The sequence below is a fragment of the Hoeflea ulvae genome, assembly GCF_026619435.1.
GTDB classification, from domain to species: domain Bacteria; phylum Pseudomonadota; class Alphaproteobacteria; order Rhizobiales; family Rhizobiaceae; genus Hoeflea; species Hoeflea ulvae.
In genome coordinates, this window is sequence record NZ_JAOVZQ010000001.1 from 1,101,783 (window position 1) to 1,122,279 (window position 20,497).

The 20,497-nt window shown below is 61.6% G+C and carries 19 protein-coding genes and 1 pseudogene; 13 read left to right on the plus strand and 7 right to left on the minus strand.

The window, feature by feature from the left end; translation table 11 throughout:
* The first annotated feature begins 19 nt into the window (after positions 1-19).
* The 8 genes and pseudogenes from OEG82_RS05225 to OEG82_RS05260 all read left to right on the plus strand — a co-directional run bounded on the left by OEG82_RS05225 (position 20) and on the right by OEG82_RS05260 (position 8,092).
* Positions 20-475 (plus strand): tripartite tricarboxylate transporter TctB family protein, encoded by a 456-nt coding sequence (locus tag OEG82_RS05225; protein ID WP_267611380.1) that lies wholly within the window; start codon positions 20-22, stop codon positions 473-475.
* Complete coding sequence (locus OEG82_RS05230; RefSeq protein WP_267611381.1) at positions 475-2,016, plus strand: tripartite tricarboxylate transporter permease; 1,542 nt, start codon at positions 475-477, stop codon at positions 2,014-2,016. Before OEG82_RS05225 ends, OEG82_RS05230 begins: the two co-directional genes overlap by 1 nt.
* Before the next feature lie 17 nt (positions 2,017-2,033).
* On the plus strand, positions 2,034-3,035 hold the full coding sequence (locus tag OEG82_RS05235) for an NAD(P)-dependent oxidoreductase (RefSeq protein WP_267611382.1): 1,002 nt from the start codon (positions 2,034-2,036) through the stop codon (positions 3,033-3,035).
* 30 nt (positions 3,036-3,065) lie between these two features.
* Entirely contained in the window at positions 3,066-3,734 is a 669-nt protein-coding gene (locus OEG82_RS05240; protein WP_267611383.1) for a DUF4286 family protein, read from the plus strand.
* Between the two features lie 533 nt (positions 3,735-4,267).
* Complete coding sequence (gene osmF, locus OEG82_RS05245; protein ID WP_267611384.1) at positions 4,268-5,179, plus strand: glycine betaine ABC transporter substrate-binding protein OsmF; 912 nt, start codon at positions 4,268-4,270, stop codon at positions 5,177-5,179.
* A 106-nt stretch (positions 5,180-5,285) separates the two neighbouring features.
* Positions 5,286-6,411 (plus strand): annotated as a pseudogene (locus OEG82_RS05250) (ABC transporter permease).
* The gene (locus OEG82_RS05255) at positions 6,408-7,343 is read left to right on the plus strand and encodes an ABC transporter ATP-binding protein (protein ID WP_267611385.1); all 936 of its coding nucleotides are present in this window, start codon (positions 6,408-6,410) and stop codon (positions 7,341-7,343) included. The pseudogene OEG82_RS05250 and the gene OEG82_RS05255 overlap by 4 nt, the downstream one beginning before the upstream one ends.
* Positions 7,340-8,092 (plus strand): ABC transporter permease, encoded by a 753-nt coding sequence (locus OEG82_RS05260; RefSeq protein WP_267611386.1) that lies wholly within the window; start codon positions 7,340-7,342, stop codon positions 8,090-8,092. The genes OEG82_RS05255 and OEG82_RS05260 overlap by 4 nt, the downstream gene beginning before the upstream one ends.
* A gap of 160 nt (positions 8,093-8,252) precedes the next feature.
* On the opposite strand, the gene OEG82_RS05265 is transcribed toward OEG82_RS05260, so the two are convergent.
* The 6 genes from OEG82_RS05265 to OEG82_RS05290 form a co-directional block, all read right to left on the minus strand.
* Positions 8,253-8,939, minus strand: a complete 687-nt coding sequence (locus tag OEG82_RS05265; RefSeq protein WP_267611387.1) for a D-lyxose/D-mannose family sugar isomerase — start codon at positions 8,937-8,939, stop codon at positions 8,253-8,255.
* The gene (locus OEG82_RS05270) at positions 8,936-10,213 is read right to left on the minus strand and encodes an amylo-alpha-1,6-glucosidase (RefSeq protein WP_267611388.1); all 1,278 of its coding nucleotides are present in this window, start codon (positions 10,211-10,213) and stop codon (positions 8,936-8,938) included. The genes OEG82_RS05265 and OEG82_RS05270 overlap by 4 nt, the downstream gene beginning before the upstream one ends.
* A 9-nt stretch (positions 10,214-10,222) precedes the next feature.
* Entirely contained in the window at positions 10,223-11,266 is a 1,044-nt protein-coding gene (locus OEG82_RS05275; protein ID WP_267611389.1) for an ABC transporter ATP-binding protein, read from the minus strand.
* A gap of 32 nt (positions 11,267-11,298) precedes the next feature.
* Positions 11,299-12,141: a carbohydrate ABC transporter permease gene (locus tag OEG82_RS05280; protein ID WP_267611390.1), complete on the minus strand. Its 843-nt coding sequence runs from the start codon at positions 12,139-12,141 to the stop codon at positions 11,299-11,301.
* Complete coding sequence (locus OEG82_RS05285) at positions 12,138-12,983, minus strand: carbohydrate ABC transporter permease (protein WP_267611391.1); 846 nt, start codon at positions 12,981-12,983, stop codon at positions 12,138-12,140. The genes OEG82_RS05280 and OEG82_RS05285 overlap by 4 nt, the downstream gene beginning before the upstream one ends.
* Positions 12,984-13,080: 97 nt before the next feature.
* A complete protein-coding gene (locus OEG82_RS05290; protein WP_267611392.1) occupies positions 13,081-14,349 on the minus strand; it encodes an ABC transporter substrate-binding protein in 1,269 nt (422 codons plus the stop codon).
* 312 nt (positions 14,350-14,661) lie between these two features.
* Between OEG82_RS05290 and OEG82_RS05295 the strand changes: the two genes are divergently transcribed.
* The 4 genes from OEG82_RS05295 to OEG82_RS05310 all read left to right on the plus strand — a co-directional run bounded on the left by OEG82_RS05295 (position 14,662) and on the right by OEG82_RS05310 (position 18,745).
* Complete coding sequence (locus OEG82_RS05295; protein WP_267611393.1) at positions 14,662-15,681, plus strand: LacI family DNA-binding transcriptional regulator; 1,020 nt, start codon at positions 14,662-14,664, stop codon at positions 15,679-15,681.
* A gap of 281 nt (positions 15,682-15,962) precedes the next feature.
* Positions 15,963-16,946 (plus strand): TRAP transporter substrate-binding protein, encoded by a 984-nt coding sequence (locus tag OEG82_RS05300; protein ID WP_267611394.1) that lies wholly within the window; start codon positions 15,963-15,965, stop codon positions 16,944-16,946.
* Positions 16,947-16,967: 21 nt separating this feature from the next.
* Positions 16,968-17,465: a TRAP transporter small permease gene (locus OEG82_RS05305; RefSeq protein ID WP_267611395.1), complete on the plus strand. Its 498-nt coding sequence runs from the start codon at positions 16,968-16,970 to the stop codon at positions 17,463-17,465.
* The gene (locus tag OEG82_RS05310) at positions 17,462-18,745 is read left to right on the plus strand and encodes a TRAP transporter large permease (protein ID WP_267611396.1); all 1,284 of its coding nucleotides are present in this window, start codon (positions 17,462-17,464) and stop codon (positions 18,743-18,745) included. The genes OEG82_RS05305 and OEG82_RS05310 overlap by 4 nt, the downstream gene beginning before the upstream one ends.
* A gap of 41 nt (positions 18,746-18,786) precedes the next feature.
* On the opposite strand, the gene OEG82_RS05315 is transcribed toward OEG82_RS05310, so the two are convergent.
* Positions 18,787-19,284: a nuclear transport factor 2 family protein gene (locus tag OEG82_RS05315; RefSeq protein WP_267611397.1), complete on the minus strand. Its 498-nt coding sequence runs from the start codon at positions 19,282-19,284 to the stop codon at positions 18,787-18,789.
* 175 nt (positions 19,285-19,459) lie between these two features.
* Between OEG82_RS05315 and dctP the strand changes: the two genes are divergently transcribed.
* On the plus strand, positions 19,460-20,491 hold the full coding sequence (dctP, locus tag OEG82_RS05320; RefSeq protein ID WP_267611398.1) for a TRAP transporter substrate-binding protein DctP: 1,032 nt from the start codon (positions 19,460-19,462) through the stop codon (positions 20,489-20,491).
* Positions 20,492-20,497: the final 6 nt, after the last annotated feature.

The window sequence follows — 20,497 nt, forward strand, 5'->3', positions numbered from 1 at the left end:
GTCGGAAGCCGGAGGACACATGATGAAAAGAGTAAACCGGGTTGAGCTGACTGGTAGTCTGGCGCTTGGAGCATTTGGAATATTCTACACAGTCAAGGCTTTCGGCTATCGAATGGGGACCCTGAGCGAGATGGGTCCGGGCTTTTTCCCGCTTGTCGTCGGACTGATGATCACTTCGCTAGCTGGCATAATTCTGCTCGCCGGAATCTGGAAGGAGCGCGACAAGGCGTGGAAAAAACCAGATCTCAGAGCGATGTTCTGGACCCTCTGCGCGCTTGTCGCCTTTGCCCTGCTGGTCCGCCCTTTCGGCATTATTCCTGCGGTTGTTGTGCTGATCCTGACCTGTCTTGCCGCGCGCAGTGACACGACCTGGCCTCAGGCTGCCGTGATAGCGGCGGGGCTGGCGATCCTGGCCTATTTGCTGTTCATTGTGGGGCTCGGTCTGAACCTCTCCGCCTTGCGCTGGGGGGTCTGATGGAAAACCTGCTTCCGAACCTTGCAGGTGGTTTCGCAACCGCCATCGATCCTCTCAACCTGTTTTACTGCTTTGTCGGCGTGTTTCTTGGCACGCTGGTGGGTGTGCTTCCGGGCGTCGGGTCGCTTGCGGCGATCTCGATGCTTATGCCCTTGACCTTTTACGTCCCGCCTGAGACCGCGCTGATCATGTTGGCAGGCATCTATTACGGCACACAATACGGTGGTTCGACCGCTTCGATCTTGCTGAACTTGCCCGGGACGCCTTCGGCTGCAGTGATATGCCTGGATGGCTATCCGATGTCTCAGCAAGGCCGGGCCGGCGTGGCACTCGCAATGACCACTATCGCGAGCTTCTTCGGCGCAACTTGCGGCATCATCGTCCTGACGCTCTTTGCGCAGTCGTTGTCGCGGATTGGCCTGTCCTTCACCTCGGCCGAGTATTTCTCGCTGATGTTCCTTGGGTTGGTTGCTTCGTCAACGCTGGCCTCGGGGCCGCCTGTCAAGGGCATCGCGATGGTGCTGGTCGGATTGGCGTTAGGCCTGGTAGGCAGCGACGTCCAGACTGGAGTTCAACGCTATACATTCGGTTCAATGTCGCTTTTTGACGGCATCAACCTCGTGGCGCTTTCAATGGGGCTGTTCGGCGTTTCGGAGGTTATTTCCAGCATGCGAAGTGGCGATTCCGGCAGCCATATCGGCAAGGTACGCTTACGCTCGCTGATACCCACGCGGGCGGACCTGAAGTCATCCGTTGCACCACTCTTGCGTGGTACTGCCGTCGGAGCTTTCTTCGGCCCGCTTCCAGGCACCGGAACGAATCTCGCTTCCTTCATGGCCTATGTCCTCGAGAAAAAGGTGGCGCGCGATCCGTCGCGGTTCGGCAAGGGAGCAATCGAAGGTGTCGTCGCGCCGGAATCGGCCAACAACTCGGCGGCGCAGACGGCCTTCGTGCCGACACTGACGCTCGGCATTCCGGGCGATGCAGTAATGGCACTGTTGCTCGGCGTGCTGATCATGCACGGCATTCAGCCCGGGCCGAACCTGATCGAAGCTCAGCCAAAGCTGTTCTGGGGGCTCGTCGCGAGCTTCTGGATCGGAAACCTGATGCTGTTGATCCTGAACCTGCCGTTGATCGGTCTGTGGGTGAAAATCCTGGCCATCCCGCGCAAGGTCTTGCTGCCTGCCATTCTGATGTTCATGTGCATCGGCGTCTACAGCGTGAACAACAACGCGGTCGATATCGGCATCATGATCGTCTTCGGCGTTGTCGGCTATTTCATGCTTTCGCTGGGCTTCGAGGCGGCGCCGCTTATCCTTGGCTTCATCCTCGGACCATTGATGGAGCAATACCTCAAACGGGCGTTGCTCCTGTCGTCGGGTGATCCGATGGTCTTTGTCGAGCGCCCGATCAGCTGTGGCTTCCTGACCGTGGCGGTTGCGGCACTTTTTCTGAGCGCGGTGGCCTCGATCCGAAACGCTCGCCGCGCAAACCAGCCAGTTGAAGATCCTGCGGCTGACACCGACGGCAATCGTCCTTAATCCAGTGAGGTTTTTATATGTCCAAGCCATCCCACATCCTCCTGACCCATCCGGTTACCGCCCGCGCAAACTGGTACGGCGAGACTGCGCTGGCCGCATTGCGCGAGGCGGGCGAGGTGATCCTGAATGACGCTGAAAAGATCTTCACGCCCGAACAGCTGATCGCGGCTGCCAAGGGCTGCAAAGTGATCGTTCTCGACCGTCAGACGCCGGTTGGCGCACGCGAATTCGCAGCACTGCCGGACCTTCTGGCCGTGGTGCGCAGCGGCGTCGATATCCGCTACATCGACGTCGCGGCTGCCAGCGAAGCCGGAGTGCTCGTCACGCGCACGCCAGCAGGATATGTGGATTCCACCGCTGAACTGGTGCTGGGTCACATCATCAACGCAGCCCGCCGCATCCCTGACTACGTGACCGGCTATCGTGAGGGCCATGTCCCGGGTCCGCTGCAGGGCGTTGAGCTGGCCGGAAAAACAGTCGGCCTGATCGGCTACGGTCGTATTGCCCGGCGTCTGACCGAGATCCTCCACGTGATGAACATGCGCGTCCTCGCCCACGATCCTTTTACAACAGTTACGGCGCCAGCTGTCGCAGCGGAACTGGATTCGGTGGTCGAACAGTCTGATTTCCTTGTGCCGCTCCTTATCGCCAGCGACGACACACGCGGGTTGATCAGCGCGCAGCGCATCGCACGCATGAAACATGGCGCCTTCCTGGTCAACTGCTCGCGCGGGGACGTCATCGACGAAGTGGCGCTTGTCGCGGCGCTGGATTCTGGTCGGCTTGCCGGGGTGGCGATGGACGTGGGCTGTGCTCCCGACAATATGCCGACGCCTGAGTTGGCGGCCCGGCGTGACGTCATCGCGACGCCGCATATCGGCAACCTTACGCGCGAAGCGCAGTCGCGCCAGCCGCTGAATACCGTGGCACAGACCCGCGCAGTTCTGTCCGGGAGCATGCCGGACCACGCCATAAACCCGGACTGCGACCTGCGCCTCAGGCGCTTGGCCAAGGCTTGATAGACGTCAGTCAGACACAGGAGTTACATCATGCCTTTGATCGGAGCAGGGATCAATGCGATCTGGAATGACATCGCGCCAGAGATGCGGGACGAGTTTTTTGAATGGCATCCGCGCGAGCACATGCAAGAACGAATGGGAATTCCCGGATTCCGGCGTGGTCGGAGATACATCGCGGTCGGTGAAGGCGTCGAGTTTCTGACGCTCTATGAGACCGAGACACCCGAGACGCTCGTCAGCAAGGCTTATTTCGATCGCCTGAGCGAGCCGACCGAGTGGTCGCTGAAAGTCCTTCCGTTTTTCCGCAACAACATGCGCGGTATCTGTCGCGTTCGGTTTTCCGAGGGATATGCGGATGGCGGGAATCTGCTGGCGCTGCGCTATGCAGCCGACCCCGAAGACACGCCCGACTTGTCGCCACTGCTAAGCCCGCTCCTAAGTCTCCCGGGCGTTGTTGGCAGCCACGAGTTCCTCTGTGATCCGGTATTGAGTTCTGGGAACACGTCGCTCCAACGCGGGCGCATGATCGGGCTGCCTGACCGTATCATTCTTGTTGAAGGCTCATCGATTGCGGCGCTTGAACCCGTGCTCGAAACACTCGTCAATGGTGGCGGTTTGGCGACTTTCATCGACCCACAGGATATGCAGTCAGCATTCTACACACTGGAATATCAGGTGTTGGCTTCCACCGAGAACTGACCCGGCGGTACAGGATATTTCATAAAGAGCTGCCCCGTGTTTGAACCTTGCCCTTCTCGTGGACCGATTACTTGCCTTGCTATGGATAGAAGCCATGGAGAAACGCACGGAAAACAACTTTCACATAGTCCGCAGCTCGCCAGCGATTTTCAGGAAGCCTCCATCCGGATGCCATCGCTAGACGCGTGATTGCATTCCCAAAACTCGTTGTTTGAATTTCGCGGCAAAACCGGATCGAACTTGTTCCCCTGGAACTTCACTGTTTTGTCGCTGATCCCGGTGCCGCGTTGCTGCAACGGATTCTCGACGTTGGGGAAGCCGTACATGTGTCACGACAGCCCGGCGGATGACTTCGGCTTCCTTCCACCATCGGTTCCGCAGCTTTTCCGGCCGCAGGCAGGCAAGGCGAAAAATTTCTGGGTGCCCTGTCCTTTGCCGATCGCGGACATATATGCGCTGTCGTGCTTCGCGTTTTATCGCGGATATGCCAATACTGCCCCTGGCGGTAAACTCTCTTGAAGGAGACAGCGACAATGCGCTTTCGACCGAACATGATCGCAACCACCCTCGCACTCCTTGTCACGGCGGCCTCCGCCTCGGCGCAGGTGGTGGTGTCGTCCAAGATCGATACCGAGGGCGGTGTGCTTGGCAACATCATCCTCTCGGTGCTCAATGCCAACAACATCGAGACCACTGACCGGGTGCAGCTGGGTGCCACGCCGATCATGCGCCAGGCGATCACCGCCGGCGAGATCGACATCTATCCCGAATATACCGGCAATGCCGCCTTCTTCTTCCAGAAGGCGGATGACCCGCTCTGGACGGATGCCGCGAAGGCCTATGCGGAGGCCAAATCGCTCGACTACGAGGCCAACAAGATTGTCTGGCTGACGCCGTCGCCGGCCAACAACACCTGGGCGGTCGCAGTCCGCAAGGATCTGGCCGAAGCCAACCAGATCAGCACCTTCAGTGATTTCGGCGCCTTTGTCGCAAATGGCGGCAATGTCGTGCTGGCGGCCTCTTCCGAATTCGTGAATTCGCCGGCCGCGCTGCCGGCCTTCCAGACCGCCTATGGTTTCACGCTGAAGCCGGATCAGCTGATCACCCTGTCGGGCGGTGACACCGCCGCAACGATCGGGGCTGCGGCCAACCAGACCAGCGGCGTCAATGCGGCCATGGTTTACGGCACCGACGGCGGCATCGCCCCGTCCGGCCTGGTCGTGCTCGAGGACGACAAATCGGTGCAGCCGGTCTATCAGCCGGCGCCGATCATTCGCGAGGCGGTTCTCACTGAGCACCCGGAGATCGAGGCGCTGCTCAAGCCGGTATTCGAGAAGCTCGATCTCGTCACGCTTCAGGATCTCAACGGCCGCGTCCAGGTCGGCGGCGAGCCGGCCAGGGCGGTGGCTGATGACTTCCTGAAAGCAAACGGCTTTCTGAAATAGGATGGTGCGGTCTGCCTCTGATTCCTGGAAGCAGGCCGCGTCCGGTTCCGACGGAGTAAAAGGCCTGGGTCTTCGCCTGGACAAGCTTGGCGTGGTCCTTGCTCTCATGGTCGCCTATGGCGCCGGTGCCGCCCCTTTTGTCACCTTTCGTGCCAATCGCATCGTGCCCGGCGAAGGCCGCTTCCTGCTGGAGGCACTGCCGCCGGTCCTGGGCATGGTGCTGGCGGTTGCCTTGGTCGGGGCCGGTGTGATCGCGCTGTTTCGCGCACCGATCCTGCTGAGGCTCTTGGTTGCTGCGGCCATGCTCGCGGGCCTGGCCATCACCATCGGCATCGCCGCTGCCAACCTGACGCCCGAGGGCGACAGTTACGCGCGCATCGCCCCGTCATCCGGCTTCTGGGTGCTGGTCTTTGCCTTTGCCCTGATGGCCGCCGATGCCATTGCCCGCCTCAATCCGAAACCGCTCACCCGTGTCGCCCTGCTTGCCGTGGCGCTGGCAGCCGTCGGCATCTGTCTGAGCTCCGGCCTCTGGGCCAGCCTCTCGATCCTCAAAGAGTATGCCAGCCGTGCCGATGCCTTCTGGGCCGAGGCGCTGCGGCATGTCCTGCTTGCCGTGGGGTCGCTGGCGGTTGCCGCGCTGGTAGGCGTCCCGCTCGGCATCCTCTGCCACCGGGTGGAGCGGCTGCGTGCGGGTGTGCTCAACGTGCTCAACCTGATCCAGACCATTCCCTCGATCGCGCTGTTTGGAATCCTGATCGCCCCGCTGAGCTGGGTGGCGATCAACGTTCCGGGCGCCAGCGCGCTCGGCATTCGCGGCATCGGCGCCGCACCCGCCTTTGTGGCGCTGTTTCTCTATTCGCTGTTGCCGGTGGTGGCCAACACGGTTGTCGGCCTGGCCGGCGTGCCGCGAGAAGCCAACGAGGCGGCGCGCGGCGTCGGCATGACCGGGGCTCAGCGGCTGATGCGGATCGAATTGCCGCTTGCCCTTCCGGTGATCCTGACCGGCATCCGGATCGTGCTGGTGCAGAATATCGGTCTTGCGACCATCGCCGCGCTGATCGGCGGCGGCGGCTTCGGCGTGTTCGTGTTCCAGTGGCATGGGGCAGACGGCCATGGACCTGGTGCTTCTCGGAGCGGTGCCGACGGTGGTTCTGGCGTTTGCCTCGGCCACCGTCATGGATGCGCTTGTCGACTTGTATGCGCCAGCAGGGAAAGGCGGATTGGCCAGATGATTGAAATCGAGTGTCTCACAAAGCGCTATGACCAGACCACCGTCGTCGCCGATGTCTCGATGGTGGTGGAGCCGCGCAGCGTCACCGTGGTGGTCGGCACCTCGGGCTCGGGCAAGACCACGCTGCTGCGCATGATCAACCGGCTCGTCGAGCCGACCTCCGGCACGATCCGCATCGATGGCGAAGACATCAGCACGCTGCCGGGTTTCGAGCTCCGCCGTCGCATCGGCTATGCAATCCAGGGGCACGGGCTGTTTCCCCATCGCACCGTTGCCCAGAACATAGCCACCGTCCCTGATCTGCTTGGCTGGGACAAGCCCAGGATCACGGCGAGGGTGGCGCAACTGCTCGAGCTGTTCCAGCTTGATCCCGCGACCTTTTCCGATCGTTTTCCGCATGAGCTGTCCGGCGGCCAGAAGCAGCGCGTGGGCGTGGCGCGGGCACTGGCGGCTGAACCCAATGTGCTTTTGATGGACGAACCTTTCGGGGCGCTCGACCCGATCATCCGCACCAAGGCGCAGATTGATCTGCTGGAAATCCAGAAACTGTTCGGAACCACGATCATCCTGGTCACGCATGACATGGATGAAGCCTTTCACCTGGCCGATCGTATCGCGGTGATGGATGCAGGCGCGCTTGTGCAATACGCCACGCCCTCGGATCTGGTGAGGCAGCCGGCCACGGATTTTGTCCGGAGCCTGATCGGGGAGAACGAGCGGGCCTTCCGACTGCTGTCGATCGACACGGTGGGACACGTGGTCGAGCCGGGCACGGCGCAAGGCGCGCCGCTGTCGGCCACCACCAGCCAAAGGGATGCTTTGTCCGAGCTGTTGTGGAGCGGCCGCCAGGCAGCCCCCGTCGTGGATGACGATGGCTCGTCGCTCGGCAAGGTGACGCTCGAAGCCCTGTCGCGCAGGGCTGCCGGGCCATGACGGGGACATGGTTTCCATGGTTTGCACGTGCCTGCCTGTTGTTCCTGCTGCTGACCTTTCTGCTGTCGCCGGACTGGTTCGAGCCGCTGCTGAGCCCCCTGGCCCAGGAGAATGCGCCGGTGATCTACAATCAAGGCAGCCTGCTGACGTTGACCCTGCTGCATCTGCGTACCGTGGCGATTGCCACCGCGGCGGCGACCGTGGTGGCCGTCTCGCTGGCCATTCTGGTCACCCGCCCGTTCGGGGCGGAATTCCTGCCGCTGTCGCGCAGCCTGGTCAATGTCGGCCAGACCTTTCCGCCGGTCGCGGTACTGGCGCTCGCCGTTCCGGTGCTCGGCTTTGGTGAAAAGCCCACACTGGTGGCCCTGTTCCTCTACGGGCTGCTGCCGATCTTCGAAAACACCCTGACCGGATTTGCGACCTTGCCGGGTCCGGTGTTGGAAGCCGCGCGCGGTGCGGGCATGACGGGCCGGCAGCGGCTGTGGCGGGTCGAGCTGCCGCTTGCCATGCCGATCATTCTGGCCGGCATCCGTTTGTCGGTGGTCGTCAGTCTGGCAACAGCAACGATCGGCTCCACGGTCGCGGCGAAGACACTGGGCGAGGTCATCATCGCCGGCCTGCAATCCAACAATACCGCCTTCGTGCTGCAAGGTGGCTTGATCGTCGGTGCGGTCGCGGTGCTGCTCTATGACGGGCTGTCCGCCATCGAGCGCGTTCTCGCCCGCCGGACCGGCTTGTCACAGGCGTGAGTGGCAGAACAGTCCGGCTTTGGCACGCCGGCGGTACCAAAGCCTTTTGAACGAAGTGCAGCTTGTCGGCTGCGGTGTGATCACAGGACATCAGGCAGGTGTGCTGGCTGCCCGCGATCAGCGGGACGATATCTGGCAGTCCCGGATCCGGGCAACCATGTCAGGCCAGCCAGCTGCGATAATCACTGACCAGCAGGTGGGCCGGCGCCGTGTCTTCCTCGATCTCGGAAAAGCGGCCGATCGGGTCGCGGAAGATATTGTCGGTCTCGTCGTCATTGACGGTCGAGACCTCGCCGATCAGCACATCACCGCCTTCGCCCCAGAAGGCATGCCAGTCGCCCGGCATCAACGTGACGCTTTCCCCGGGCGCAAGCTTCAGCTTCTCGCCGGGGCCGAAGTCACGCCTTATGCCGTCGCACCAGACCGTGCCGCCCTTGTCTTCGTCGAACCGGCCCTCATCATCGGAGCCGAACAGCTCGATGACCAGCGTCGCGCCGCCGCGGTTGATGATGTCCTCGGCCTTGATCACATGGGTGTGCATCGGGCTCAATTGTTCCTGCTTCGAGATCAGCAGTTTTTCCGCATAGCACATACCGCCGCCGCGCTGAAGGTCGGCAAGCCGCCCGTTGCGCAGGGTGAACAGGAAGAGGCCCATCTCGTCATAGCGGCCAGCACCGTAATCGGTGATGTCCCAGCCGCAGCGGGCGCTGATCACATTGCTGGCGATGTCCCGTTTGGCAATGAATTCGTCGGGGGTCCAGGAGGCGAAGGGCGGCAGGACGAAACCGAAAGAGGCGATCATCGCGTCTGCCTCCGCCATGATCTCGTTGATGCGCGAGCGTTTCATGCCACGGCCGCGGGCTGGGCCAGGAATTCCAGCACCATGGCCGCCGTCCAGGTGAAATGCGCGCCACCGCAGGGTTCGGCGGTGATCGGGCTGTAATATTCGGCAAAGCCGCTTTCATGGATCAGCGCGAGGCTGTCGGCGATGATCCGCTCGACGGTTGCGTGCTGGCCGGCCGTGCTTAGACCGTCGGCGATCATGTAATTGACGATCAGCCAGACCGGTCCGCGCCAATAGCGCAGATCATCGAATTCCGGCGCCGAGGGATCGTGGCTGGGGACGAGGAATTTTGCGGCGTCGCCCAGTTTGTCGATGCGCCGGGCAATCGCCGCTGCCCTTTCGGTCGGGACCGCGGCAAATGCCGCGAGAAGCCCGCCGATGGACGGGCTGTCGATCAGCTCGCCCGTGCTTCGGTCGAGGCAAAGATACTGGCCGTGGGCGTCGCTCCACAGCTTCTCCAGCGCGGCAATGCCCCGGGTGGCGAAATCACGCGACTGCTTTGCAATCTCGGGCTCACCCAGTTGTTCCGCCAGTTCGGCCAGATCGGCGCAGGACCGGATCAGGATGGCGTTGAAGCCGGGATCGACGACGCGGAACGGCGAGGCGTCATGCAGTTTGGTGTTGTCCCATCCCAGGCTGCGGAACGTCTGCACCAGCCAGATATAGCGTTCATATTGCGCATGGGTCGGGCGGTGGGCGGGATTTGCGTGCTGAATGTCGCGGCGGGTGAAGGGTTCCACTCCCTCGGTCGGCACGCGCGCCAGCGCCGCGTCCCAGTCGATGGAATTGTCGCGCCCCGATTCCCAGGGATGGATGATCGCCACCAGCCCGCTGGCCTCCGGGTCGCGGCTGTTGAAGAACCACCGGTGCCATGCATGGATGCGCGGAAGCAGCGCCCTGGCCCGTTGGGTGGCCAGGTCCTTGTCTTTCGCATTGTCGACCATGCGGCGAACCGCAAATCCGGCCACAGGCGGTTGTGTGATGCCCGAGGTTGGAACAGCGCGGCCCGTCGACCAGACATCCGGTCCGGGAAAATAGCCCTCGTCCCGCTCATGGAAGATGATGTGCGGCACCATTCCGTCTTCCCATTGATGGGCAAACAGCGTGTCGATTTCGGTCCAGGCGCGCGCCTCGTCGAAATGCGCGAATCCGAGCGCGCTCAGCACGCTGTCCCAGTTCCATTGGAACGGGTAGAGGCCATGGGTGGGCACGGTGTAGGTGCCACGGTCGTTGCGGCGGAGCACCTGCTCCGCCTGCGCGATCAATGCATGTTTCATATTTGTCTCTCAGGCGATGGCGAGTGTGGTTTCAGGGTCGAACCAGCGAACGCGGTCGGGTTGCGGTGCGAGTGTCAGCTTGTCCCCGGGACGGACGGTCAGGTCACTGTCGAGCACGGCGCGGAACGAACTGCCGTCCACGTCACAGGTCACCAACAGATGCGCACCCAATGGCTCCACCACCTTGGCGGTTGCGATCAGGCCGGTTTCGGCGGGCCGGAGATCTTCAGGCCGGATGGCAAACTGCAGGGCCGCCTTTTCGGTGTTCGGGCCATCCATCAATTGCCCCGCCACGCGCCACTTGCCGGCGCCCATGGGAGTGGCGTTGAGGAAGTTCATCGGCGGGTTTCCGATGAAGCTGGCGACGAATTCGGCGGCCGGATTGCGATAGACCTCGATCGGGGTTGCGGCCTGGACGATCCTGCCCTGATGCATCACGCTGATGCGATCGGCAAGGCTCATCGCCTCCACCTGGTCGTGGGTCACGTAGATCGTCGTGGTCTTGCTGTCGGCCAGCACGCCTTTGAGCTCGGCGCGCATTTCCAGCCGCAGCAGCGCGTCGAGATTGGAGAGCGGCTCGTCCATCAGGATCACGTCGGGCTCCATGGCGAGCGCCCGGGCGACCGCCACGCGCTGCCGCTGACCGCCCGACAGCTCGCCGGAATAGCGCTTGAGCAATTGCTCGATATGCATCAGCGTCGCCGTTCGTTCGACCCGGCGCTTGACCTCGTCATTGGGCAGCTTCTGCATCCTGAGACCGAAGCCGATGTTCTCGAACACCGTCAGATGCGGAAAGACCGCATAGTTCTGGAACACCATGGCGATGCCACGGTCCTTTGGCGCCAGGTGGTCGACCCGGCGTCCGCCGATCCAGATCTCTCCGGTGGTGGCGGTCTCGAGCCCGGCGACGATCCTGAGCAGCGTGGTCTTGCCGCAGCCGGAGGCACCAAGCAGAACCATGAATTCCTGGTCGGCAACAGTCAGATTGATGTCGTGCAGGGCCTGGTAGGTGCCAAATTTCTTGGCGACGTTCTTGATCTGGATTTCAGCCATTTCACTGGTTCCTTTGTCTGGTCGCGTCCCGCTCAGCGGTTGGCGATGCCCCACATGGCGAAGAGATATTTGCGCACCGCGAAGATAAAGATCAGCGCCGGCAGGACGAGGATGAAGCCGCCGGCGAATTTCAGATGCAGCGGCGCTTCGCCCAGCGTCTGCAGCAGGAAGGCCGGCAGGGTCCGGTTCTCGATGGTCAGCACCGCGGCGGCGAAGACCTCGTTCCACGAAATCACGAAGGCGAAGATCGCCGAAGCCGTGATGCCGGGCAGGATCAGCGGCAGCACCACCTTGGTGAAAGCGGTGAACCGTGTGCAGCCCAGGGTCCAGGCCGCTTCCTCCAGCTCGATCGGTATGCCCGAAAACAGCGAGAAGGTGATCAGCACGGCAAAGGGGATCGCCAGTGTGGTGTGGACCAGAGCGAGCCCGAAGGCGGTGTCATCGAGACCCGTGCGGATGAACAGCACCGCCAGCGGTAGCGCCAGAAGCGGCAGCGGAAAGGCGCGGGTCAACAGGACCAGCATCCGGAAGAGTTCCTTGCCCCGGAAGTCAAACCGCGACAGGGCATAGCCCGCCGGCGCTCCAATGACGATGGAAAGCACCATCGTCATTCCGGCCACCAGGATCGAATTCTTCAGCGCTGTCAGCATGCCGTTGAATCCGGCAAAGAAGGTCAGGCTGCCGAGATCGAACTCCGGAACGAAGGATTTCGGGAAGCTGTTGACCGTCTCGGGTGATGACAGCGTGTTGATGAACAGGAAATACAGCGGCACGATCACCCAGGCGCAAAGCAGGAACACAGAGGCGGCATAGACATAGCGGCCTGCCTTGCGGGTTGACCCGGCGGGTGCGGCGATTGCGACAGAGTCAGTCATATCGAGGCTCCTTTCGGAACGCGCAGCACGCGCAGGATGATCAGGGTGAAGAAGATCGAGATGGCGAGCACGATCAATGCAAGGGCAGCTGCGGCGCCATTGTTCTGAAGATCGAACTGGTAGGAATAGATTTCGCCCATCAGCACCGGGAACAGGGTTCCGCCAAGGGCGGCGACCACGGCGAAGACCTCGAAGGCCAGCACCACGCGCAGGATCAGCGCGGTTTGCAGCGAGGGCCGCAGCATCGGCAGCGTGATGCGCAGGAACTGCTTCCAGCGCGAGGCGCCGAACACTTCGGCTGCTTCGTAATATTCCTTCGGGATCAGGCCGATCCCGGCGACGAGAATGACAAGCATGATGGCGGTTGCGCGCCAGATTTCAGCCAGCGCGATCGCCAGGAAGACAATTCCGGGATGCTGGTAGGACAGAAGATTCATCGGCCGGTCGATGACGCCGAGCCCGCTCATCATCGAATTGAGGAAACCCGACTGCTCGAAGATCGCCAACCAGATGATGCCTGCGGCGAGATCGGAAATGCCGAGCGGGATCGTCCAGATGTAGAGCACCATGTCGCGGCCCCGGTGCATCCGGCTGACCATGGTCGCCATCAACAGCGACAGCGCCAGCTGCAGGGGAACGACAAGGGCCGCCAGCAGCAAGGTGTTCTTGAGCGAGATCGGGAACTTCCAGTAGCTCACGACATCCCGGAAATTGTCCAGGGTGAAGCCGTCGCCGGTGCTGAACGCCTGCTGCGCCACGAGCACGAAGGGGTAGAGAAAGAACACCCCCAAAAACAGGGTGACCGGCAGGATCAGGACATAAGGCAGAATTCGGGCGTTCATCGGATTGCTCCCATGTTGGCGCACGGCGCCGGAGTTGAATTCGCTCGGGGGTGTCCGGGCTTGAAGCAGCCCGGACAGGGGTGGCGTCAGGCGCCGGTCACTCGACCGGGCAAGCGCCGTCGGACGGGGCATCCGGGGCCCAGCAGGGCGCGCCGGTTTCTTCCATGATCTCGCTCAGCCGGCCCTTCTGGTCGTCAAGCACCATGCGGATGTCCTGGCCCGCCAGGACGATGCGTTCGAAGCTGTCGACGAAGACGCGGTTGAAGTCGCCGCCCTTGTCGCCCAGTCCGGCAGGCAGAAGGCCGGGATTGGCGTCGGCCGAGCCGCTCATCTTGGCAACCGCAGCACCCGCCGCCTGGACTGCCGGCGGCAGGTCATCGGGCATGTCCACATCGACGACGGGAAAGAAGCTCGTCGCCCGCAAAGTGGCAATCTGGGTTTCCGGCGTCAGCATGTATTTCACCAGTTCCTTGGCGCCCTCCATGTCGGGTGCGGTTTTCGGGATTGCGATGCCGGCCAGAACCGGCATGAAGCCGCGGCCGGTTGGTCCGGCAGGGGCAGGGAAGGCGACGAAATCGTCGGGGCGCTCGTTGAATGCCTGGGCAAGGCGCGAGGTGTGATCGAACACGATCCAGGCGTCACCCGACAGGAGCTGTTCCTGCATGAACGAGAAATTGGTCGAGGCCGGATTGGTGTGCGCCCAGAGCTCGCGGAATTTTTCCCATGCGGTCACCGCGGCGTCCGAGGCAAAGGTGCGGACCACGCCATTGGTGTAGGAGGGATACAGGTAGCCCTGGAAGAAGCGATGCTTCAGGCCCTTGGGGCCGGCGGGAAAGCCGAATTTGGGTTCACCGGCGGCTTCGTGCACATTGGCGGTCCACGCGATCAGCTGGTCATAGCTCAGCGCGTCGATGTCGGCGCCGTCCGGCAGATATTGCAGCGCCTCCTTGTTGGCCGCCATGATGTAGGTCGCCTGCATCCACGGCACATATTGCAGGTGCCCGGTGCCAAGCTTGGCCAGATTGTTGAAGGTGGCGCTGTTCGAGGCCACGCCGAGATCATCGAGATCGACCAGATTGTCGGGGTCGATTCCGGAGAAATTGCCGTGCAGCGATCCCAGAACGCCGATCGATCCGGATCCGGCCTGGAACTCGGCCTGAAGCCGGGTCAGCCAGGGGCCGTCTTCGTTCGGCTGGTAGTCGACCGTCGCCGGCGCGCCGCTGAGCACCTTTTCGCGCATGGCCTGCGCTTCCTCGACGGGACGCGCCTGTGTTGACCAGAACAGTACGTCCGCCTGGGCGACGGCGACTGTGCAGAAAATGGCGAGGCCGGAAACGGCGGCTGTAAGTGTAGGTCTCAAAGTCATGAATTCCTCCCAGGGGTGCTGATCGAACGTCGAACCTCCTCCGACGCGAAAACCGTCGCGACAGATGCTCCACCCAAGGCGGTCACCTGCCTCTCGGCCCTCCTGAAACGGCGCTGCCTGAAATGCCGGGCAATCGTCTCTGAAGGACTGGCAAAATCATGATACATCGTTATATCCTTGTCAAGAGAGGCTATCGCAGTTATTCTTGAGCCTGGACATCAGCACGGCGTGCATCGGTTGATCTGGATCGAATTTTCTTCTAAACGGAAGAAATAAATAGCGAAATCGATATATCTGGGGATGTGGCAAAGGATGGCGGAAAGGCCGACACTGCAGACTGTGGCGAAGGAAGCGGGCGTCTCGATTCCGACGGTCAGCCAGGTCATGCGTGGCACCGGCCGGATATCCGAAGAGACCCGCAAGAGGGTTCTGCAGGCAGCAAGCAAGCTTCATTATGTGCCGGACGCGCGTGCGGCGTCGATGCGCTCGGGGCAGAATCGCGAGATCGGCTTCGTGATCAGCCAGGTCTCCAATCCGTTCAATGCCGAGGTCATCAGTGGCGTCAGCGATTTGCTCGAGGCTGAAGGATATCTGGTTTCCGTCCTTGACGCGCGGGATGATGCCGGCCGCCAGGGCCGTCACCTCGAAGCCTTCATCCGCAATGGCCGCGGTGGCCTGCTCTGGGTCCCGGCGCTCGACACCACGCAGGAGACGATTGACTTCCTCGTCGCCCATGCCATTCCGACCGTGACCTTTCTCCGGCCGCTCGACCGCAACCTGTTTGATCATGTCGGCATCCGGAACGCTGCGGCCACGGCCGTGGCGACAAGATACCTGGTCGGTCTCGGACATCGAAGCATAGCCTATCTCGGCGGCACGACGATGACGGCGGTGCGCAGGGAACGCATTGCGGGCTATCGGCAGGTCATGTCCGATCTGGGGATTTCGGCGCCGATCATCTGGGATTCTGCCGACACCAAGCTTGCCGGACTGAACGCCATGCTGGAGCTGCTGCGGACACATCCGGAGACGACTGCCGTGGTGTGCAATGGCGACATGGTGGCCCTGGGGGCATGCCATGCGCTAATCCGCTCGGGACTGCAGCCTGGCCGGGACATTTCGGTGATCGGCTTCGACGATATCGAGGACGCGGCGGTGGCAACCCCGGCGCTGACAACCATGGCCGTATCGCCCTACCAGCTCGGACGCCGCCTGGCGCTTGTCCTGCTCGACCGCATTCGCGAGCCAAACATGCCCGTCACCCTCTCCGAAGTCTCCGCCGAACTGACGGTCCGCGAAACATCTGGCACCCTGGATGTCGCCAAGGCCTGATCCGCCGGATCTTCTGCCAGCTGATCCGGAGACAAGCCCGATAGGGCCGCCTTCGTTGCGGTCTCCGACACCGCAGCTCACGGCATATGCACAGCTCAATATTCGTCGAACGAGCCCGTCAATCCATCCATCTACATTCCGGCGATAGGGTCGAAGGCGCGTCCGCTTCCGCCCGTGATTGTGCTTCGGGATAAGAGGGGTGTATCTCAATTTTGTATGTACAGCGCACAAATGTTCGCATAATGATCATTTTCGGGAACATCAAAAAAGGAGTCACTCTCATGTTCAACAGTGCCAAATCAAACCTCGGGCGCAGCCTTCTTGCTGCTGTCGGCCTCACCATGGCATCCGGTTTGCCCGTCTTTGCAGACACCACTTTGAGGTTTGCGCATTTTTCTGTTGAGGATGACCCCAATCACCGAGCGGCTGTTGCGCTGTCGGAAATGGTCGCTGCGGCCACCGGCAACGACGTGACGGTCAAGATCGCCCCGAACTCGCAGCTCGGCGGCGAGGTCGACGTCGTCGAAGGCATCTTGCTCGGGACCATCGACATGGCGCCACCGTCCGCAGCCGTGCTGGCGAACTGGGTGCCGGAAATGAACGTGTTGAACATGCCTTTCGTGTTTCGCGACTGGGATCATTACAGCACCGTGCTGAACGGCCCCATCTTCGATGAACTCAGTGCTGCGGCTGCGCCCAAGGGCATTCGCCTGCTTGGTTTCATGACCTCGGGGCCACGTCACATCATGACCAAGAGCCCGGTCAACAGCATAAGCGATCTGGTCGGTCAGAAGATCCGCACCGTTCAGAACCCGGTGCATGTGGCTACCTTCAATGCCTTTGGCGCCAATGCCACCGCGATCGCCTATCCTGAGGTCTATGGATCGCTTCAGTCCGGCGTGGTCGACGGGGCGGATGCCGCCAACACCAATTATTTCACCCAGAAATTCTACGAAGTCGCCCCCAACTGGGCCCAGGTCAGCTGGCTGTTTTACACCAACCCGATCGTGATTTCGGAACGCGTGTTCCAGAAGCTTGATGCTGACGTTCAGGCAGCACTGCTGGAGGCCGGCCGCAAGGTCGGAATGGACCAGCAGAATGACTGGCGCGCGAGCGATGACAAGCTTCTCGAGGTGCTTCAGGAAAACGGCGTCACCGTCACCCGTCCTGATCCCGCACCGTTCCGGGTGGCGGCTCAGAAGATCTATGATGAGTTCATGACCACGGACGAACAGAAGCAGATGTTGAGCCTCATCACCAACTGATTTCTGTCAGAGGCAAGCCCCATGAAACGTGCAATCGCAACCCTGCGCAGCCTGACAACCGGTATCGCCGTGATCTGTTTCGGCTTCATGGTGGTTGCGGTCATGGTTCAGGTGCTTGGCCGTTATGTCTTGCCGATCAAGGTGGGCAACGCGGTTGAAACGGCCGCGTTCGCCCAGGTTTGGCTGGCCTGCATCGGGGCTGGCCTGGCCTTGCGTCACGGTGCGGTTTTCGCAGTCGATGCATTGCCTGCGCGGCTGTCACTGCGGAGTGCACGCCTGGTGTCGGTGCTCATCGCCGCGGGATCGCTGCTTTTCCTGGCCGTGCTCATTTATGGCGGCGTCCTGTTGACGCGACAGGGCGCCTCCCAATCCTCGCCCACATTGCTGCTACCGATGTGGATCGTCTTTTCTGCCGTCCCTGTCGGCATGTCTTTCATGGCGCTGGAAGTTGTTCTCCGTGTCGTGGAGAACTGGGCTGCCCCGTTCAGCCCCGTTTATGAAAAGGAAGACGTGGCATGACTTCGCTTGGCGGTCTGGCGCTGCTGCTTCTGGCTGGCGGCGTACCCATTTTCTTCGTTCTCGGCCTGACGGCGCTGGCGGCGGTGATCTATGCCGATCTGCCGCTCGTGCTCATTGCCCACCGGTTCTACACCGGTCTGAACAATTTCACCCTGATGGCAATCCCGTTCTTCATTCTTGCGGGATTGCTGATGGATGCCGGCGGGCTGTCGCGGCGCATCGTCGATTTCTCGATCGCGCTGATCGGCTGGGTCACGGGTAGCCTCCTCATGGTAGCCATCGTCGCTGCCACAGCATTGGCCGCCATGTCGGGTTCGGGCAGCGCAGATACAGCCGCGGTTTCCGCCGTTCTGCAGCCCGAATTGCGCCGGCGCGGCTACAATGTCGATTTCGCCGCCGCCTTGATTGCCTGTTCGGGCACCTTGGCGCAAATCATTCCGCCGAGCCTCATGCTGGTGCTGATCGGTGTGGTCAACAATCTGTCGATCGGCGCCTTGTTTCTCGCCGGTATCCTGCCGGGGCTTCTGGTCCTGCCGGGTCTCTTCGCCATCGCCTTTCGTCATGCCAGCAAGGGCGGGCCGCAATACCGCGCCAGCCAACCTTTCAGCCTGCGCCTGCTGTTTAGCAGCTTCGTGTCGGCCATGCCTGCCTTTGGCATGGCCGTGGTCATCATGGGCGGCATCCTGGGCGGCGTCTTTACGCCGACAGAGGCGGCGGGAAGCGCGGTGGTCTATGCGCTTTTGGTCGGATTGTTTGTCTATCGCGAACTGACCTGGGATCGTCTGGTCAAGGCCATGGTCAAGGCCAGCGCCTTCACGTCGGGCATCCTGATCCTTGTCGCCGGGGCCACCACGTTCAACTGGTTGATCGCGGATGCGGGTGTTCCCGAGCTGATCAAGCAGTGGTTCGTGGTCAATGTCGGCAGTTTCTGGACCTTCCTGCTGATCGTCAACCTGCTGCTGATGGCCCTCGGCATGGTGATGGAAAGCCTTGCAATCCTGTTGCTGCTCAGCCCCATCCTGCTGCCGATTGCCGTGAGCTATGGAATTGATCCGGTCCATTTCAGCGTCATCATGGTCTTCAACTGCGCCATCGGCATGGTGACGCCGCCTTTGGGCGGGGCCGTGTTCGTTGCCGCCACCATCGCCCAGCGACCTTTCCTGTCGGTGGTCCGGCACGTGGTGCAGCCCTGGGCCTGGATGACCTTCGTTCTGCTTGTGGTCTCGTTTCTGCCGGTGATCACGCTGATCCTGCCACGGCTTGCCGGATATCTCGACTGAGCCGACCGGTTGCGATGTGCGGTTCGGCGGATCCCGTCGCCTCAGTCGAGGCCGGCTGGTGGCCGCCATCCCGCCGGTGGTGAGGCGCGCGGCGCCTGCGGTATCGGAAGTTTGAACCCCGCATCTGCGCCGTTCATCTCCATCTGGCGCTGAGCAATCAGCCATCCCCCGGATGTATGGACAAACCGGTCGAGATAGCGGCCGAATATGGTCGCGGTCCGTCCGTCGGGAGCCTCGTGCCAGGCGTGCACATAGCTTTCGCTCTGTGCTTCGTCATCTTGTGAAAATGTGATCCGGACATTGGCCAGGTGATGGGCAGTGCGTTTCCAGCGCCACATCCGCGCAAGCGATTGCTCCAGTTGTGGTCGTCCGTTTGCCGCCAGGGCTGGCCCTTCGCCATAGATGACGCTGCAATCGGCGGTGAACAATGCCGCAAGCGCGGCGAGTTCCATGCGGTCGAGATGACAACAATAGGCGACCAGGACATCGGTGATCTCCTGACGTGCCACCATCGATCCGAGTTCAGCCGACTGTCTCATTCCGGATTTCCCTTCAACACCAAGCGCGATTGCCGAACAGCTGTCCGCCTGTCGCAAAGCATATGAAAACAATACGTGGGGAGAAAGTTAAATTATTGACGTATCCGCACAAATGTTCATATTAAGTACAAATTGCCAAGGCATGGGGCCTGGCGCAAAAAGGGGAATTTGACGCATGTCCATCAAAAGGAATTTTCTGTTGGCCGGTCTCGGCGCGGCATTGCTGCTGTGCGGTGGATTGAAATCCGAGAGTGTTGCTCAGGAAACCATTACCTGGCGGGTGCAAACCGGCTGGCTGCCCGGCAATGCGCTGTTTGAAAGCGTGGTCGAACTGTCCGAGCGGGTGGAAACCCAGTCCGGCGGTCGGCTCAAGATCGAGATGCTTCCTGCCGGTGCTGTCGTGGCGCTGAACCAGACACTGGATTCCGTGCGCGTGGGCATCGTCGATGGCCATGTTTCCTATCCGTCGGTCTATGCCGGTATCGATCCCGGGTTTTCGCCACTGGGAGATCTTCCCGGCGCCTATGACGATCGCTTCCAGACCGTTGAATTCATGTATTATGGCGGCGGGCTCGACCTCGTTCGCGAGGCCTATGCCACTCAGGGCCTGTTCACCGTCGGTGTGGGCACCGGGTCCTGGGAAGCCGTGCCGTCGCGGGTTGCGCTCAACGGTTGGGACGATTTCAAGGGCTTGAAGCTGCGCACCCCTCCAGGCATGGGCTCGCTCATCTGGGAGCGGTTCGGTGCGGTTCCGATCGTCATGCCGCAGACCGAGGTTTTCTCGGCCCTCGAAAAGGGCGTCATCGACGCGGCCGACGACGGCTCGCTGTCCTACAATTTCCAGGTCGGCGACTATGACATCGTCAAGCACACCCTGATCAACAGCCCCCATTCCAACGGAATCTGGGATTTCTCGGTCAATGCCGATCGTTGGGCCGAACTGCCCGCCGATATCCAGTCGATCCTTGAAACCAACATGCGCGAAGTCATGGTTCGCAACATCATGAACGCCATGCGCGGTGATGAGGCAGTCATGAAGAAAGCCGACGAAATCGGCCTTTCGGTGTTTGCGCTCAGCGACGAAGACCGCGCCGAATACCGCAAGGTCGCCGTCGAGATCTGGGACGAATGGGCCGGCAAGAGCGATCTGGCCAAGAAGGTCATCGAAACCCACAAGACCTTCCTGAAGGGCAAGGGACTGCTGTAAGGGCAA

Coding starts and splice junctions, on each gene's coding strand:
- OEG82_RS05230 (WP_267611381.1), top strand. CDS start 475: ATGGAAAACCTGCTTCCGAACCTTGCAGGTGGTTTCGCAACCGCCATC.
- OEG82_RS05270 (WP_267611388.1), bottom strand. CDS start 10,213: ATGAAACATGCATTGATCGCGCAGGCGGAGCAGGTGCTCCGCCGCAAC.
- OEG82_RS05280 (WP_267611390.1), bottom strand. CDS start 12,141: ATGACTGACTCTGTCGCAATCGCCGCACCCGCCGGGTCAACCCGCAAG.
- OEG82_RS05315 (WP_267611397.1), bottom strand. CDS start 19,284: ATGAGACAGTCGGCTGAACTCGGATCGATGGTGGCACGTCAGGAGATC.
- OEG82_RS05255 (WP_267611385.1), top strand. CDS start 6,408: ATGATTGAAATCGAGTGTCTCACAAAGCGCTATGACCAGACCACCGTC.
- OEG82_RS05290 (WP_267611392.1), bottom strand. CDS start 14,349: ATGACTTTGAGACCTACACTTACAGCCGCCGTTTCCGGCCTCGCCATT.
- OEG82_RS05235 (WP_267611382.1), top strand. CDS start 2,034: ATGTCCAAGCCATCCCACATCCTCCTGACCCATCCGGTTACCGCCCGC.
- osmF (WP_267611384.1), top strand. CDS start 4,268: ATGCGCTTTCGACCGAACATGATCGCAACCACCCTCGCACTCCTTGTC.
- OEG82_RS05240 (WP_267611383.1), top strand. CDS start 3,066: ATGCCTTTGATCGGAGCAGGGATCAATGCGATCTGGAATGACATCGCG.
- OEG82_RS05295 (WP_267611393.1), top strand. CDS start 14,662: ATGGCGGAAAGGCCGACACTGCAGACTGTGGCGAAGGAAGCGGGCGTC.
- OEG82_RS05265 (WP_267611387.1), bottom strand. CDS start 8,939: ATGAAACGCTCGCGCATCAACGAGATCATGGCGGAGGCAGACGCGATG.
- OEG82_RS05305 (WP_267611395.1), top strand. CDS start 16,968: ATGAAACGTGCAATCGCAACCCTGCGCAGCCTGACAACCGGTATCGCC.
- OEG82_RS05260 (WP_267611386.1), top strand. CDS start 7,340: ATGACGGGGACATGGTTTCCATGGTTTGCACGTGCCTGCCTGTTGTTC.
- OEG82_RS05310 (WP_267611396.1), top strand. CDS start 17,462: ATGACTTCGCTTGGCGGTCTGGCGCTGCTGCTTCTGGCTGGCGGCGTA.
- dctP (WP_267611398.1), top strand. CDS start 19,460: ATGTCCATCAAAAGGAATTTTCTGTTGGCCGGTCTCGGCGCGGCATTG.
- OEG82_RS05275 (WP_267611389.1), bottom strand. CDS start 11,266: ATGGCTGAAATCCAGATCAAGAACGTCGCCAAGAAATTTGGCACCTAC.
- OEG82_RS05225 (WP_267611380.1), top strand. CDS start 20: ATGATGAAAAGAGTAAACCGGGTTGAGCTGACTGGTAGTCTGGCGCTT.
- OEG82_RS05285 (WP_267611391.1), bottom strand. CDS start 12,983: ATGAACGCCCGAATTCTGCCTTATGTCCTGATCCTGCCGGTCACCCTG.
- OEG82_RS05300 (WP_267611394.1), top strand. CDS start 15,963: ATGTTCAACAGTGCCAAATCAAACCTCGGGCGCAGCCTTCTTGCTGCT.